The organism is Bacillus swezeyi, from assembly GCF_030908325.1.
Classification (GTDB): Bacteria; Bacillota; Bacilli; order Bacillales; family Bacillaceae; genus Bacillus; species Bacillus swezeyi.
Genome location: NZ_CP133085.1, coordinates 1891284 through 1907559 on the forward strand (window position 1 = coordinate 1891284; position 16276 = coordinate 1907559).

At 47.2% G+C, this 16276-nt stretch carries 16 protein-coding genes; 15 read left to right on the plus strand and 1 reads right to left on the minus strand.

The features are described from left to right. The first annotated feature begins 1 nt into the window (after window position 1). From rpe to spoVM, 3 genes are all read left to right on the plus strand, one after another. Window positions 2-655 carry a ribulose-phosphate 3-epimerase gene (gene rpe, locus RBH91_RS09405; RefSeq protein WP_076760478.1) on the plus strand — a complete coding sequence of 218 codons (654 nt, stop codon included), beginning with the start codon at window positions 2-4 and terminating at the stop codon, window positions 653-655. A gap of 91 nt (window positions 656-746) precedes the next feature. Beyond that, window positions 747-1391, plus strand: a complete 645-nt coding sequence (locus tag RBH91_RS09410; protein WP_076760479.1) for a thiamine diphosphokinase — start codon at window positions 747-749, stop codon at window positions 1389-1391. Between the two features lie 97 nt (window positions 1392-1488). Beyond that, window positions 1489-1569, plus strand: a complete 81-nt coding sequence (gene spoVM, locus RBH91_RS09415) for a stage V sporulation protein SpoVM (protein WP_003221545.1) — start codon at window positions 1489-1491, stop codon at window positions 1567-1569. A gap of 120 nt (window positions 1570-1689) precedes the next feature. Here the strand turns inward: spoVM and rpmB are convergent, their stop codons facing one another. Continuing rightward, the gene (rpmB, locus tag RBH91_RS09420; protein ID WP_307894355.1) at window positions 1690-1878 is read right to left on the minus strand and encodes a 50S ribosomal protein L28; all 189 of its coding nucleotides are present in this window, start codon (window positions 1876-1878) and stop codon (window positions 1690-1692) included. Window positions 1879-2157: 279 nt separating this feature from the next. Between rpmB and RBH91_RS09425 the strand changes: the two genes are divergently transcribed. The 12 genes from RBH91_RS09425 to smc all read left to right on the plus strand — a co-directional run bounded on the left by RBH91_RS09425 (window position 2158) and on the right by smc (window position 16268). Beyond that, the gene (locus RBH91_RS09425) at window positions 2158-2520 is read left to right on the plus strand and encodes an Asp23/Gls24 family envelope stress response protein (protein ID WP_076760481.1); all 363 of its coding nucleotides are present in this window, start codon (window positions 2158-2160) and stop codon (window positions 2518-2520) included. Between the two features lie 17 nt (window positions 2521-2537). Beyond that, a complete protein-coding gene (locus tag RBH91_RS09430; RefSeq protein ID WP_307894356.1) occupies window positions 2538-4211 on the plus strand; it encodes a DAK2 domain-containing protein in 1674 nt (557 codons plus the stop codon). A 177-nt stretch (window positions 4212-4388) separates the two neighbouring features. Continuing rightward, entirely contained in the window at window positions 4389-5051 is a 663-nt protein-coding gene (gene sdaAB / locus RBH91_RS09435; protein ID WP_076760483.1) for an L-serine ammonia-lyase, iron-sulfur-dependent subunit beta, read from the plus strand. Between the two features lie 24 nt (window positions 5052-5075). After that, entirely contained in the window at window positions 5076-5978 is a 903-nt protein-coding gene (gene sdaAA, locus RBH91_RS09440; protein ID WP_307894357.1) for an L-serine ammonia-lyase, iron-sulfur-dependent, subunit alpha, read from the plus strand. Continuing rightward, window positions 5956-8004, plus strand: coding sequence for an ATP-dependent DNA helicase RecG (recG, locus tag RBH91_RS09445; RefSeq protein ID WP_307894358.1), 2049 nt, complete (start codon window positions 5956-5958; stop codon window positions 8002-8004). The genes sdaAA and recG overlap by 23 nt, the downstream gene beginning before the upstream one ends. A gap of 115 nt (window positions 8005-8119) precedes the next feature. Further along, on the plus strand, window positions 8120-8686 hold the full coding sequence (fapR, locus tag RBH91_RS09450) for a transcription factor FapR (RefSeq protein ID WP_307894359.1): 567 nt from the start codon (window positions 8120-8122) through the stop codon (window positions 8684-8686). 17 nt (window positions 8687-8703) lie between these two features. Next, window positions 8704-9696 carry a phosphate acyltransferase PlsX gene (plsX, locus tag RBH91_RS09455; protein WP_076760487.1) on the plus strand — a complete coding sequence of 331 codons (993 nt, stop codon included), beginning with the start codon at window positions 8704-8706 and terminating at the stop codon, window positions 9694-9696. 16 nt (window positions 9697-9712) lie between these two features. Further along, window positions 9713-10666, plus strand: coding sequence for an ACP S-malonyltransferase (gene fabD / locus RBH91_RS09460; RefSeq protein ID WP_307894361.1), 954 nt, complete (start codon window positions 9713-9715; stop codon window positions 10664-10666). Next, window positions 10659-11402, plus strand: coding sequence for a 3-oxoacyl-[acyl-carrier-protein] reductase (gene fabG / locus RBH91_RS09465; RefSeq protein ID WP_307894362.1), 744 nt, complete (start codon window positions 10659-10661; stop codon window positions 11400-11402). The genes fabD and fabG overlap by 8 nt, the downstream gene beginning before the upstream one ends. 76 nt (window positions 11403-11478) lie before the next feature. Then, entirely contained in the window at window positions 11479-11712 is a 234-nt protein-coding gene (gene acpP, locus RBH91_RS09470; RefSeq protein WP_003181706.1) for an acyl carrier protein, read from the plus strand. 145 nt (window positions 11713-11857) lie between these two features. Continuing rightward, the gene (gene rnc / locus RBH91_RS09475; RefSeq protein WP_076760490.1) at window positions 11858-12607 is read left to right on the plus strand and encodes a ribonuclease III; all 750 of its coding nucleotides are present in this window, start codon (window positions 11858-11860) and stop codon (window positions 12605-12607) included. Between the two features lie 100 nt (window positions 12608-12707). Then, window positions 12708-16268, plus strand: coding sequence for a chromosome segregation protein SMC (gene smc, locus RBH91_RS09480; protein WP_307894363.1), 3561 nt, complete (start codon window positions 12708-12710; stop codon window positions 16266-16268). Window positions 16269-16276: the final 8 nt, after the last annotated feature.

The window sequence follows — 16276 nt, forward strand, 5'->3', positions numbered from 1 at the left end:
TATGGTATATGTTGCTCCTTCGATTCTTTCAGCCGATTTTGCCCGTTTAGGGGAAGAGATCAAAGATGTTGAACAAGGCGGTGCCGATTTCATCCACATTGATGTGATGGACGGGCATTTCGTTCCAAACCTGACCATCGGACCGCTTGTTGTTGAAGCCGTCCGCCCGATTACGGAACTTCCGCTTGACGTTCATTTGATGATCGAGCATCCGGATCGCTATATCCCTGCATTTGCAAAAGCGGGAGCGGACATTCTTTCCGTTCATGCCGAAGCTTGTCCGCACCTTCATCGGACAATCCAGCTGATCAAGGAACAAGGAATCAAAGCGGGTGTCGTATTAAATCCGCATACCCCTGTTCAGCTGATCGAACACGTGCTGGAAGACCTTGATCTCGTGCTGCTGATGACCGTGAATCCAGGATTTGGCGGACAGTCGTTTATTTCTTCAGTCGTTCCGAAAATCAGGCAGGTCAAAGAGCTTGCTGAACAAAAAGGGCTTTCCGGCCTGCTGATCGAAGTTGACGGAGGCGTCAACAGAGAGACTGCGGCCCAGTGTATAGAGGCGGGGGCAAACCTGCTTGTCGCGGGCTCTGCCATCTATAATGAAAAAGACCGTAAAAAAGCGATTTCCGACATAAAAGGAGCGCTCTGAATAGAAACGTTCAGGCGTATTCCGCTCTAAAAAAAGAGCCGGCTCCCTGAGCTGCGCTCTTTTTTAGAGCGGGTACAGAAAGGATAAAGCGATGAAGAATATCAATATTGTAGCTGGAGGACCCAGCCATCTCATTCCTGATTTGTCATTGTATCAAGAAAAAAATACACTTTGGATCGGCGTCGACAGAGGCGCGGCGGCGCTTCTTGAAGCAGGAATCGTGCCCGATGAAGCGTTTGGAGACTTTGACAGCATTACAGAAGAGCAGAAAAAAGCGCTTGAAAAAGCCGCCCCCCGCCTTCATATCTATCAAGCAGAAAAAGATAAGACCGATTTGGACCTCGCACTCAGCTGGTCGATCGAGCAGCAGCCTTCTTCCATCAGGATGTTTGGCATTTCGGGAGGAAGAGCAGATCATTTTCTCGGAAATCTGCAGCTTCTTTATCAAACGCTCCCAAAAAAAGTCACTACTGTGATGATCGACCGGCAGAATGAGATCAGCATGTTTTCCCCGGGCTCCTATACCGTCAAGCAGGATGAAACAAAGCCGTATGTCTCATTCCTGCCGTTTGCAGAAACGGTTAAAAACCTTTCTCTCGAAGGATTTAAGTATTCTTTAAATAAGTGTCATATTGCTCTCGGTTCCACACTATGTATTAGTAACGAACTCATCCATTCACAAGGTGCTTTTTCGTTTACAGAAGGCATATTAATAATGATAAGAAGCACTGATTAAAATATCCTGGCTACCCGCTCGGCGGATGTTTGGAGATCCGGTTGTCAGAAAAGACTGGCGATACATGCGGTTACGGGACTCTTGAGGAGGGAACGCAATGAAATTTTATACCATTAAATTACCGAAGTTTTTAGGGGGGATCGTCCGGGCGATGCTTGGCTCGTTTCGGAAAGATTAGAAGCGCCCGTGCGCTTTTTTTGAGTGTTTTTTTAAAATCGGCTGCTCCTTCCCGGTCTAAAAAAGAACGTAAAAACGCCTGCCTTAGGATACAGTCGCTTAGGCAGGCGTTTATTTTTTCTTATACACGCTCAACTTTTCCAGATTTCAAAGCTCGAGCAGATACATATACTTTTTTAGGCTTGCCGTTCACAAGGATACGCACTTTTTGAACGTTAGCGCCCCATGTGCGTTTAGAAGCGTTCATTGCGTGAGAACGAGAATTGCCAGAACGTGCTTTTCTGCCTGTAACAACGCATTTACGTGCCATTTGTTTCCCTCCTAACTCTCAAAAAAACATCATCATTCTTTATCAATTTGATCATTGTGATGCTTCAGATACTTTAATAATTTACCACAGCTGAAAACCGTTTGCAACTATTGATTACGATACTTTCAAGAATAATCACTTGACATCTTGAAAAAATGAACGGGCTGTAGTATAAGTAGGGTTAGGTTAGACAGAAGCTTGCCTGTTCTTTTAAAAAGAAGGTCCTTATAGTAGAATGATGATAACTCGGTCTTGCAGACTCAAAAAGGAGGAACCGACGTGTCCATTGAATTTCGAACAAAATACGGACAGATTGATATATCAAATGAAGTCATCGCCATGGTTGCCGGAGGTGCGGCGATCGACTGCTACGGGATCGTAGGTATGGCATCTAAAAACCAAATCAAAGACGGACTGACTGAAATCCTCAGAAAAGAAAACTTCAGCCGGGGTGTTATTGTCCGTCAGGAAGAAGATCGTATTCATATTGACATGTACATCATTGTCAGCTACGGAACGAAAATTTCAGAAGTGGCACACAATGTTCAAACAAAAGTCAAATACACGCTGGACCACACAGTAGGTCTTGCAGTTGATTCTGTAAATATTTACGTTCAAGGAGTACGAGTGACGAACCCGTAGTTAGGAGGAAAACAAGAGTGTCTATGCGAACTTTAGATGGGAAAGCTTTTGCAGGCATGGTTCTGTACGGTGCGCACCATCTGTCTCAAAACGCAAATGTAGTTGATGCGTTAAATGTATTTCCGGTTCCAGATGGAGATACGGGAACAAACATGAATTTATCGATGACTTCAGGTGCGAAAGAAGTGGAGCAAATCGATACTGAAAATATCGGAAAAGTGGCGGCGAGCCTTTCAAGAGGGCTCTTGATGGGAGCGCGCGGCAACTCAGGGGTTATTCTGTCCCAGCTGTTCCGAGGCTTTGGAAAGTCGATTGAACAAAAGAGCGAAATCAACGCAAAGGAATTTGCCGCTGCGTTTCAGGCAGGGGTTGACACCGCCTATAAAGCGGTCATGAAACCTGTTGAAGGCACGATTTTGACGGTTGCCAAAGATGCGGCCAAAAAAGCCGTCCACACCGGGCAAACTGAAACCGATATCATCAGTGTTATGGAAGCCGTGGTAAGTGAAGCGTCCGCCTCATTGAAGCGGACCCCCGAACTGCTCCCTGTTTTAAAGGAAGTCGGTGTTGTGGACAGCGGCGGAAAAGGGCTTCTCTACGTATATGAAGGATTTCTTGCTTCCTTAAAAGGAGAAAAGCTTTCTGATAAGGGGGCCGCTCTTCCGTCATTGGACGATCTTGTCAGCGCTGAACATCACAAAAATGCGCAAAGCCAAATGAACACCGAAGACATCGAATTCGGCTATTGTACGGAGTTCATGGTTAAGCTTGATCAAGGTAAAAGAAGCTTTAATGAAGACACATTCCGTCAGGATTTAAGCCGCTTCGGGGATTCTCTGCTTGTCGTGTCAGACGAAAACCTTTCCAAGGTGCATATTCATGCCGAATATCCCGGAGAGGTCATGACCTATGCTCAAAAGTACGGCAGCTTGATCAATATGAAAATTGAAAATATGAGAGAACAGCACAGCGCGATCCTCAGCCAAAATCAAATCGAGACCGCTGCTCCGGCGCCAAAGACTGCCGCTGCAAAACAGCCGTACGGCATTGTCACGGTGGCGATGGGAGAAGGAATTGCTGAGCTTTTCGAAAGCATCGGGGCTACAGCTGTGATAGAAGGCGGCCAAACGATGAATCCAAGCACAGAAGACATCGTGCAGGCGATACAAGATGCCAATGCGGAAACCGTCGTGATTCTGCCGAATAACTCAAACATCGTCATGGCGGCAAACCAGGCAGCAGACGTCGCTGAACAAAACGTCATCGTCATTCCGACAAAGACCGTTCCTCAGGGGATGGCTGCATTGCTCGCATTCAATCCTGCTCTGGATGCCGAAGAGAACGAGGCGAACATGCTTGAAGCGAAAGATGATGTCAAAAGCGGACAAATCACCTACGCTGTCAGAGATACAAACATAGACGGCATCGACATCAAAAAAGGCGACTTTATGGGCATATTAAATGGAAAAATCGTTGAAACCGCACCTGAGCAGTTAACGGCGGCCAAAAAACTGATGGCGAAAATGATCGATGAAGACAGTGAAATCGTCACGATCATCAAAGGCGAAGACGCTTCAGAGGAAGAGGCGGAAGAGCTTGCCAAATTCATCAGTGAAACTTATGAAGAGGTTGAAGTTGAAGTTCACAACGGAAAACAGCCGCTGTATTCTTATATTTTGGCTGCGGAATAATGATTGAAGCAGAAGGGCATTTTTCCGAGGCCCTTCTCTTCTTTTGGCTTTTTTTAAAGCCTTAAAAGTCTAAAGGGCGATTGTCTGCTTGCCAATTGCTGTGTGATCGATTAGTCTAAAAAAAACGGCTTTTTTCCTCCGTGAAGCGGGGGAATCTCTGTGTAAAGGGGGATAAGGATGAAGTATAGAAGTGTGTTTGATATTATCGGGCCCGTCATGATCGGTCCGTCAAGCTCCCATACGGCCGGCGCAGCCAGAATCGGCAGAGTCGCCAGAAGCGTGTTTGGGAGAGAACCGAAAAAAATCGTAGTTTCCTTCTACGGCTCTTTTGCCGAGACCTATAAAGGACATGGAACAGATGTGGCGATCATCGGCGGCGTTTTAGATTTTGATACATTTGATGAAAGAATCAAAGATTCGATCCGCCTTGCCGAAGAAAAGGGAATTGACTTAGAGTTCCGGGAAGAAGAAGCGGTGCCCAAACATCCGAATACAGCCCGCCTCCTCATCTCAGATGATGAAGGCTCCCTAGAGCTTGCAGGCATATCAATCGGCGGGGGGAAAATCGAAATCATCGAGCTGAACGGCTTTAAACTGAGATTGTCGGGAAACCACCCCGCCATTTTAGTCGTCCATAACGATCGGTATGGAACGATCGCAGGCGTTGCCAATGTACTGGCGAAATTTGCGATCAACATCGGCCATATGGAAGTGGCCCGCAAAGACATCGGCCAGGAAGCGCTCATGACCATTGAAATTGATCAAATGATCGATCCGTCCGTATTTGAAGAATTGAGAGCGCTGCCGAATATCATTGAGGTGACACAGATCGCAGACTAAAAGGACATGGAAGGGGGAGATTAGATGTTTCGAAATGTGAAAGAATTAATTCAGCTGACAAAAGAGAAGAACGTCTCCATATCCGAAATCATGATCACCCAGGAGATCGCGGTGTCAGGCCGGACGCGGGAAGAAATCTTCAAGCAGATGGAAGCCAACTTAACCGTCATGGAAGACGCTGTCCAAAAAGGAATCAACGGTGTTGTCTCACACTCCGGACTGACGGGAGGAGACGCTGTAAAGCTTCACGCTTATCTCAAATCGGGAAAAGGACTTTCTGGAGATGTCATCCTTGATGCTGTCAGCAAAGCGGTCGCGACCAATGAAGTCAATGCCGCGATGGGAACGATCTGTGCAACCCCGACAGCGGGTTCGGCAGGCGTTGTTCCCGGAACTTTGTTCGCGGTTAAAGACAAACTTCATCCGACAAAAGAGCAGATGGTCCGTTTTTTATTCACATCAGGGGCGTTCGGATTTGTCGTCGCCAACAATGCAAGCATCTCAGGAGCTGCAGGAGGGTGTCAGGCTGAAGTCGGCTCAGCCTCCGGAATGGCGGCAGCGGCTATCGTGGAAATGGCGGAAGGAACACCTGAACAGTGTGCCGAAGCGATGGCAATCGCCTTGAAGAACGTGCTCGGCCTCGTTTGCGACCCTGTCGCAGGCCTTGTCGAGGTTCCTTGTGTCAAACGAAATGCGATGGGCGCCGCAAATGCAATGGTTGCGGCAGATATGGCGCTTGCCGGCATTACAAGCCGCATTCCGTGTGATGAAGTGATTGATGCGATGTATAAAATCGGCCAGACGATGCCGACGGCATTGAGAGAAACAGGCCGGGGCGGCCTCGCCGCAACGCCGACCGGGAAAGAACTGGAGAAAAAAATATTCGGAGGGGCGTCAGCTGCACGTGAAAAACAATCTGCAAAATAGTATATCTGTTATAAAAGGAGTCGGGACGGAAACGGAAAAAACATTAAACGAGCTTGGCATCTATGACATTTCCGATCTTTTGAACTACTTCCCGTACCGATATGACGATTATGAATTGCGCGATTTGGAAGAAGTGGCACACGAGGAAAGAGTGACGGTTGAAGGGAAGGTTCACAGCGAACCTTCTCTTACCTATTACGGAAAAAAGCGAAGCCGCCTCACGTTTCGGCTCCTGGTCGGAAACTATCTGATCACGGCGGTCTGCTTTAACCGTCCGTATTTGAAAAAGAAACTGGCCATCGGGTCGGTTGCCACCATTTCGGGAAAATGGGACAAGCATCGGCAGTCGGTGATGGTCCAGGAGCTTAAAAACGGGCCGCATCAAGGTGACCAGGCGATTGAACCCGTCTATTCTGTAAAAGAAAATATCACGGTGAAGACGATGAGGAAATTGATTCAGGAAGCCGTCCAGAGCTATTTACAGTTTGCCGAAGATCCCCTGCCTGAAAAGCTTCGTCTCTCCTATAAGCTTCTTTCTTACCAGGATGCGTTAAAAGCGATTCACAAGCCTGAGTCAAGGGAAGCTTTAAAACAAGCGCGGCGCCGTTTTGTTTACGAAGAATTTTTGCTGTTTCAGCTCAAAATGCAGGCTCTGCGAAAATTTGAGCGGGAACAGTCTGACGGGATCAGACACACCTTTAAACAAGGTGATGTGGATGCGTTTGTCAAAAGCCTTCCGTTCACATTGACAAACGCTCAGGCGAAAGCGCTCGGCGACATTTTAAGAGATATGGTTTCCGAGTATAAAATGAACAGGCTGCTTCAGGGGGATGTAGGATCAGGCAAAACGGCCGTCGCCGCGATCGCGTTATATGCCTCCCTTCTGTCTGGTTTTCAGGGCGCGATGATGGTGCCGACTGAAATTTTGGCCGAACAGCACGCAGATTCATTGGTTTCCCTGTTTGAAAAGCACAATGTCAATGTTGCGCTATTAACAAGCTCTGTTAAAGGGAAGAGAAGAAGAGAGCTTTTAGAAAGATTAAAAGAAGGGGAAATTGATATATTAGTCGGCACACATGCTCTGATTCAGGATGATGTCCACTTTAAACAGCTGGGGCTTGTGATCACTGATGAACAGCACCGGTTTGGCGTTGAGCAGAGAAAAAAATTAAGAAGCAAGGGGAAAGACCCCGATGTTCTGTTTATGACAGCGACGCCGATTCCGAGAACGCTTGCGATCACGGTGTTTGGAGAAATGGATGTTTCAGTCATCGATGAAATGCCGGCGGGGCGAAAGCGGATCGAGACATACTGGGTCAAGCACGATATGCTGGAACGGATTCTCGCCTTTATTGAAAAAGAACTGAAAAAAGGCAGACAGGCGTATGTCATATGTCCGTTGATTGAAGAATCAGACAAGCTTGATGTACAGAATGCAATCGATGTGCACAGCATGCTGACTCATGCTCTGGGGGGAAGATGGCAGGTCGGCTTGATGCACGGAAAACTGTCCAATGATGAAAAAGAACAGGTGATGAGGCAGTTCAGCAGCAACGAGTGCCAAATACTCGTCTCAACAACTGTTGTTGAAGTCGGTGTGAACGTTCCGAATGCGACCGTCATGCTGATCTATGATGCCGACCGGTTCGGCCTTTCACAGCTTCACCAGCTTCGCGGCCGTGTCGGACGGGGCGATCATCAGTCGTATTGCATTCTGATGGCAGACCCTAAATCTGAAACGGGCAAAGAACGGATGAGCATCATGTCGGAGACGACGGATGGCTTTGAGCTTTCGGAAAAGGATTTGGAATTAAGAGGGCCCGGCGATTTCTTCGGCAAGAAGCAAAGCGGAATGCCGGAATTTAAAGTCGCAGATATGGTTCACGATTACCGCGCGCTGGAGACGGCAAGAAGAGACGCCGCAGAACTCGTTTCGTCAAATGCGTTCTGGACGGATGCCGAATATGCGGTTTTAAGAGAGCATTTGCAAAAAAGCGGAATCATGGACGGCGAAAAGCTGAGCTGACCGGTGTTCGGGAAAAATGATCTTTTAGCGGATAAAGAAAGATTGCATTCCAATCTATGAAATTATATACTACTATTAGTACCTAGTCACAATTGTGCGGATGGTGTTTAAAAAAATGAGAAAAAGTAAAAGAGAACGCCAAGAATTGCTGCAGCAGACGATCAAAACAACCCCGTTCATTACAGACGAGGAGTTGGCGGAGAAATTTAAAGTCAGCATTCAGACGATTCGTTTAGACCGTTTAGAACTTTCCATACCTGAACTCAGAGAAAGAATTAAAAGTGTTGCCGAAAAATCTCTTGAAGATGAAGTCAAATCCCTTCCGCTTGATGAGGTCATTGGAGAGATCATTGACCTTGAGCTGGATGAGCAGGCGATTTCAATTCTTGAAATCAGAAGGGAGCACGTTTTCAGCCGCAATCAAATTGCCAGGGGGCACCATTTGTTTGCCCAGGCCAACTCGCTCGCAGTAGCCGTCATTGATGATGAGCTTGCATTAACCGCCAAAGCGGACATCCGCTTTACAAGGCAGGTCAAACAAGGCGAACGGGTCGTTGCCAAAGCGAAGGTCGATAGACTTGATAAAGAAAAAGGCAGAACGGTTGTTGAAGTCAACAGCTATGTTGGCGAAGAGCCTGTTTTTTCAGGTGAATTTGTGATGTATCGTTCAAAACAATCATAGAAGGTGGCGCGTAAGTCATGAGAATTGCTGTAGATGCCATGGGAGGCGACAATGCCCCCAAAGCGGTCATCGACGGAGTGATGAAAGCGGTCGAAGACTTCGGAGACCTTGAAGTCACACTCATCGGAGATCAAGAAAAAATTGCCGCCCATTTAAAAGAACACGGGCGGATCACCGTCAAACACGCGGAAGAAGTGATCGAAGCGACTGACGAACCTGTCCGAGCCGTGAGAAGAAAGAAAAATTCATCGATGGTTCTGATGGCCGGAGAAGTTGCAGAAGGCAGGGCGGACGCCTGCATCTCCGCAGGCAATACCGGGGCTTTAATGACAGCCGGATTATTTATCGTCGGCAGAATTGAAGGAATCGAAAGACCGGCATTGGCGCCGACTTTGCCGACAGTATCAGGAGACGGTTTTCTCCTTCTTGATGTCGGAGCGAATGTGGATGCAAAGCCTGAGCACCTCGTCCAATATGCGATTATGGGTTCTGTTTACGGAGAGCAGGTTCTCGGTGTCAAAAATCCGAGGATCGGACTTTTAAATGTCGGCACAGAAGACAAAAAAGGCAATGAGCTTGCCAAGCAGACCTTTCAAAAATTGAAGGAAACCGATTTGAATTTCATCGGCAATGTGGAGGCGCGCGACATGCTGGACGGAGTCGCAGATGTCATCGTGACAGACGGCTTTACCGGAAACGTCGCCTTAAAAACGGTCGAGGGAGCGGCTCTGTCCATTTTTAAAATGCTGAGAAGCACGCTGACATCGAGCTTTACAGCGAAATTGGCGGCTTCCGCGCTCAAGCCGAAGCTGAAAGAAATGAAAACGAAAATGGACTACTCCGAATACGGCGGTGCCGGGCTTTTCGGCTTAAAGGCGCCAGTCATCAAAGCGCACGGCTCTTCCGATGGCCGGGCCGTTTACCATGCCATCCGCCAGGCGAGAGAGATGGTCAGCCAAAATGTTGCGGCATTTATTGAAGAAAAAATTCAACAAAAAGCAGATGAATAGTCTGGAGGTTTATAATATGGGTAAGATTGCTTTTCTATTCCCAGGCCAAGGTTCACAGCATATCGGCATGGGACATGAATTGTATCAGAAAGAGCCGAAAGCAAAGCAGATTTTTGAAGAAGCGGATCAGACGCTTGAAACCAGCTTAAGCTCTCTTATGTTTGAAGGAGATGCAAAAGAATTAACGCTTACATACAATGCGCAGCCGAGTCTTTTGACAGCGAGCATCGCAGCGCTTGAGAAATTAAAGGAATACGGCATTAAAGCCGATTTTGCGGCGGGACACAGCCTTGGCGAATACACCGCTCTAGTGGCCGCCGGCGCCATGTCATTTAAAGACGCCGTCTACGCCGTCAGAAAACGCGGCGAATTCATGAATGAAGCAGTTCCGGCCGGAGAAGGCGCAATGGCTGCGATTCTGGGCATGGACAGTGAAGCGTTGAAAAAAGTGACGGACAAGGTGACTGAAGAAGGAAACCTCGTTCAGCTGGCTAATTTGAACTGCCCTGGACAAATCGTCATCTCAGGTACAGCCAAAGGGGTGGAGCTCGCTTCAGAGCTTGCCAAAGAAAACGGCGCGAAACGCGCGATTCCTCTTGAAGTCAGCGGACCGTTCCACTCTGAACTGATGAAGCCGGCAGCCGAAAAACTTCGCGAAGTCCTTGATGCGTGCACCATCAACAATGCATCGATTCCCGTGATCTCAAACGTAACGGCCGACATTGTAACAGACAAAGCCGAGATTAAGGACAAGCTGATCGAGCAATTGTACTCGCCTGTACGGTTTGAAGAGACGATCAGCAGGCTGATTGACGAAGGTGTCACAACATTCATCGAGATTGGTCCGGGAAAGGTTTTATCGGGGCTTGTGAAGAAAGTAAACCGCAGAGTCAAAACGATTGCTGTATCAGACCCGCACACAATCGAACTTGCTGTTCAAACGCTGAAGGAGGAAAATGAAAATGCTTGAAAATAAAACAGCCGTCGTCACCGGCGCTTCAAGAGGAATCGGCCGTGCGATCGCCCTTGATCTCGCTAAAAACGGAGCGAATGTCGTCGTCAATTATGCAGGAAATGAAGCGAAAGCAAATGAAGTCGTCGATGAAATTAAAGCGCTCGGCCGCGATGCGTTTGCTGTCAAAGCCGACGTCTCAAATGCGGATGAGGTTCAGGCGATGATGAAAGAGGCAATTGAGCGCTTCGGTTCAATTGACATTCTTGTGAACAACGCCGGCATAACAAAAGACAACCTTTTCATGAGAATGAAGGAAAATGAATGGGACGATGTCATTAACATAAACTTAAAAGGTGTCTTTAACTGTTCCAAAGCCGTCACAAGGCAGATGATGAAGCAAAGAAGCGGCCGGATCATCAATGTGGCCTCAGTTGTAGGCGTGATTGGAAATGCCGGACAGGCCAACTATGTCGCTGCCAAATCAGGTGTCATCGGCTTAACGAAAACGCTGGCAAAGGAACTCGCTTCACGAAACATTACCGTCAATGCGATTGCTCCGGGATTTATTTCGACGGAAATGACGGACAAGCTGACAAAAGACGTTCAGGATGAAATGCTGAAGCAGATTCCTCTTGCCCGATTCGGCGAGCCATCGGACATCAGCAATGTCGTTGTTTTCCTTGCTTCTGACCAATCGCGCTACATGACCGGCCAGACGCTGACGATCGACGGCGGAATGGTCATGGTATAAACATAGCCAAAATTTTAATTATCGCTGGTTTTTTAAAAACGAATCAACTATAATACTTGAGGGGAGGTGAATAGCTATGGCAGACGCATTAGAGCGTGTAACAAAAATCATCGTAGACCGCCTTGGCGTAGACGAAGCTGACGTCACTCTTGAAGCTTCTTTTAAAGAGGATTTAGGTGCTGATTCCCTGGATGTAGTTGAACTTGTCATGGAACTTGAAGACGAGTTTGATATGGAGATTTCTGACGAAGATGCTGAAAAGATTGCAACAGTCGGTGACGCTGTGAACTACATAAATAGTAAGCAGTAAGCTAACTTAAAGTCCCGTTTAAAGACGGGGCTTTATCCCTTTATAAATGCGGCTTTCATTTTTAATGTTTTGCCGAATGATACAAAGAACCTGCCTTTTTTTACGGGAGGTGAGGTGAACTTGATGTGCCCATACGGAGGTTGCTATGTCAAAAAATTCACATTTCAGAGACAGAAAAATGTTTCAAAAGAAAGCGGAGCAGTTTAAAAAATTTCAAGAACGAATTTCGGTTCAATTTCAAAATGAGAAGCTTTTACATCAAGCATTTACACATTCATCTTATGTGAATGAGCATCGGAAGAAGCCGTATGAAGATAATGAAAGGCTTGAATTTTTAGGAGACGCTGTTTTGGAACTGACGATTTCTCAATTTTTATATGCCAAATACCCGGCGATGAGCGAGGGCGATTTGACAAAATTGAGAGCGGCGATCGTTTGCGAGCCTTCTTTAGTTTCTCTCGCCCATGAGCTTTCTTTCGGAGAGCTTGTTCTTCTTGGAAAAGGAGAAGAAATGACAGGCGGCAGAAAGCGGCCGGCGCTTTTAGCCGACGTGTTTGAAGCCTTTATCGGCGCGCTTTATCTGGATCAAGGGCTTGATTCTGCTGTTGACTTCCTGAAAGCATACGTTTTCCCTAAAATCGACGATGGTGCTTTTTCTCATGTGATGGATTTTAAAAGCCAGCTGCAGGAATTTGTACAGCGCGATGGACGCGGCACTTTAGAATACAAGATTCTTCACGAAAAAGGTCCGGCGCACAACCGTGAATTTGAAGCAAACGTATCGCTAAAAGGAGAAGTGCTTGGGGTGGGAACCGGCCGTTCCAAAAAAGAAGCTGAACAGCATGCCGCTCAGGAAGCACTTGCAAAGCTGCAAAAACACCATATGAAACAATAAATCCCCCTTGCTAAAAATCAGGGGGATTTCGGTATATTTGAAGCCCTTTGCCTTAGGGTATGATAGAATTGGAATACTTTAATACATAAGGAGGATCACGATGTTCCTCAAACGTTTAGACGTAATAGGATTTAAGTCATTTGCAGAACGAATTTCTGTAGATTTTGTTAAAGGAGTGACAGCCGTCGTCGGCCCAAATGGAAGCGGAAAAAGCAATATCACCGATGCGATCCGCTGGGTGCTGGGGGAACAATCTGCCAAATCACTCAGGGGCGGCAAAATGGAAGACATCATTTTTGCCGGAAGCGACTCGCGCAAAAAACTGAACCTCGCCGAAGTGACGCTGACGCTTGATAATGACGACCGCTTCCTGCCGATCGACTTTCACGAAGTAAGCGTGACGAGACGGGTGTACAGATCGGGAGAAAGCGAATTTCTCATCAACAATCAATCCTGCCGCCTGAAAGATATCATCGATCTCTTTATGGATTCAGGCCTCGGAAAAGAAGCGTTTTCGATTATCAGCCAGGGGAAAGTCGAAGAGATTTTAAGCAGCAAGGCTGAAGAGCGAAGAAGCATCTTTGAAGAAGCGGCCGGCGTATTAAAATATAAAACAAGAAAGAAAAAAGCCGAAAACAAGCTGTTTGAAACCCAGGATAATCTGAACCGGGTGGAAGACATCCTCCATGAGCTTGAAGGCCAGGTGGAGCCGTTAAAGATCCAGGCATCGATCGCCAAAGATTACCTTGAGAAAAAGGACGAGCTCGAAAAAATTGAAATCGCTTTGACGGCGTTTGATATAGAAGAGCTTCACCAAAAATGGGAGTCGCTCCATAAAAAAGTCGAAAAGGCAAAAGACGAGGAAATGTCCTCTTCTTCAGCTATACAGACAAAGGAAGCGAAAATTGAAGAAGCGAGAGATAAAATTCATGCGCTTGACGAATCGGTCGACGAGCTTCAGCAGGTGCTGCTCCTGACAAGCGAGGAGCTGGAAAAGCTTGAAGGCAGAAAAGAAGTTCTGAAAGAACGGAAAAAGAACGCGACCCAAAACAGAGCCCAGCTTGAAGAAACGATCGTTCAGCGCGGGGAAAAAGAACGCAGCTTACAGGAAAAAATAGCCGGGCAGAAGCTTGTGTTCGACAAACTGCAAGCCGAAGTAAAAGAGCTGACAAAGCAGGTGAAGGAAAAAAATCAGTCTCTTTCTGTATACAGCGAAAACGTCGAGGAAGAAATCGAACAGCTGAAAAGCGATTATTTCGAACTGTTGAATGAACAGGCATCTATCCGCAACGAGCTTCAGTTTTTAGAAGACCAAATGTCCCAGTCCGCCAGCCAGCAAAAACGGCTCGCGGAAAACAACGAGAAGTATTTAATCGAACGCCGGGAGCTTGCCAAACAAAAAGAAAAAACCGAGCATGAATTCAGCCTGCTTGATGAGCGCCTGCACAGCCAGATCCAGGCATATCGGGACGCGCAAAAAAAATATGAACAGAAAAAAAGCGAGTATGAAAAGAAGGAATCCGCGCTTTACCAGGCGTATCAATATGTACAGCAGGCGCGCTCGAAAAAAGAGATGCTTGAGGCGATGCAGGAGGATTTTTCCGGCTTTTACCAAGGCGTAAAAGAAGTATTGAAGGCCCGCGGCGAACTGCCGGGCATCCACGGGGCAATCGCTGAGCTTATCAAGACGGATCAAAGATACGAAACGGCCGTCGAAATCGCTTTGGGCGCATCAGCCCAGCACGTTGTAACAGAAAACGAAGATGCCGCGAGACGCGCGATTCAATACTTGAAAAAACATTCATTCGGCCGGGCGACCTTTCTCCCGCTGACGGTTATCAAAGAGCGCCGCATTCAGCCCAAGGACATTGAGGCGGCAAAAGAAAACCCGTCCTTTATCGGAATTGCGAGCGAACTTGTTTCGTTTAACCCTGCGTATCAAACGGTCCTGCAAAATCTGCTCGGCACCGTTTTGATCACCGAACATTTAAAAGGAGCCAATGAGCTTGCCAAACGGCTCGGCCACAGATACCGCATCGTTACGCTTGAAGGGGATGTCGTCAATCCCGGCGGTTCCATGACAGGTGGAGCCGTCAAGAAGAAAAACAGCTCGCTGTTGGGCCGCGGCAGAGAGCTGGAAGATTTAACAAAGCGCCTTGGCGAGATGGAAGAAAAAACGGAAACGCTTGAAAGCGAAGTAAAAGGCTTAAAGCAGACGATCCAGAAGGTCGATTCTGAGCTTCAATCCCTGCGCGAAGACGGAGAACATTTGAGGGCTGAACAGCAGGAGATCAAAGGCCGTCTGTATGAGCTTGAAATCGCCGAGAAAAACGTCAACAGCCATTTGGAGCTTTATGACCAGGAAAAATCGGCGCTTTTGGAAGAGGACGGAGAGAAGAAGCAGCGGAAAAAAAAGCTCGAAGAAAAACTTGCAGCCATTTCTGAACATCTGAAGCAGCTCGACGCAGAAATCGAGAGACTGACGGAAAGAAAACAGACGCAGACCTCGACGAAAGAATCGCTCCAAAGCGAGCTGACCGATCTGAAAGTGGTGCTCGCAAAAACGGAGCAATCGTGTGCAAATGAGCGGGAAAAGCTCAGCAGATTGGAAGAAGAGTATGCTGAGAATGACGAAGCATTACAAATGGCAAAAGAAGATCTTTCATTCCTGACAACCGAAATGTCATCCAATTCATCAGGTGAGGAAAAGCTGGAAGAAGCGGCGAAAAAGAAACTAAACGATAAAAATAAAACAGCCGAGCTTATCGCTTCAAGAAGAGAACAGCGAATGAAGCTGCAAAAAGGACTTGAAACAGAAGAGCTCGAGCTGAAAGAAATGAAACGCCAGTATAAACAGATGGCAGGGCTTCTCAAAGATGAAGAAGTCAAGCTCGGCCGCATGGAAGTGGAACTGGACAACCTGCTTTCATTCCTGCGCGAGGAGTATGGCCTGTCATTTGAAGGAGCTAAAGAAAAATATCCTTTGGAGCTTTCTTCTGAAGAAGCGAGAAAGCGCGTCAAACTGATCAAGCTTGCGATTGAAGAGCTGGGAACAGTCAACCTCGGAAGCATTGAAGAATATGAAAGAGTCAATGAACGCTACGTCTTCCTGACAGAGCAGAAAGATGATCTGATTGAAGCGAAAAATACGCTCTTTCAAGTGATTGAAGAAATGGATGAGGAAATGACGAAGCGGTTTGCAGAGACATTTTCGCAAATCCGCTCCCATTTCGAAGACGTCTTTCGGGCGCTGTTCGGCGGAGGAAAAGCCGAGCTGAAACTGACAGATCCGAATGATCTCCTTCAATCCGGCGTCGATATTATCGCACAGCCGCCGGGGAAAAAACTGCAAAATTTAAGCCTGCTTTCGGGAGGAGAACGGGCTCTGACGGCGATCGCACTATTGTTTTCGATCCTCAAAGTCAGACCGGTCCCGTTCTGCGTGCTGGATGAAGTCGAGGCTGCGCTTGATGAAGCGAATGTGTTCCGCTTTGCACAATACTTGAAAAAATACAGCCATGAAACCCAGTTTATCGTCATCACGCACAGAAAAGGGACAATGGAGGAAGCCGATGTTCTCTATGGCGTGACGATGCAGGAATCAGGCGTTTCCAAGCTTGTCTCAGTCAAGCTTGAAGAAACAAAAGAATTAGTTCAATAAAGCGAGGT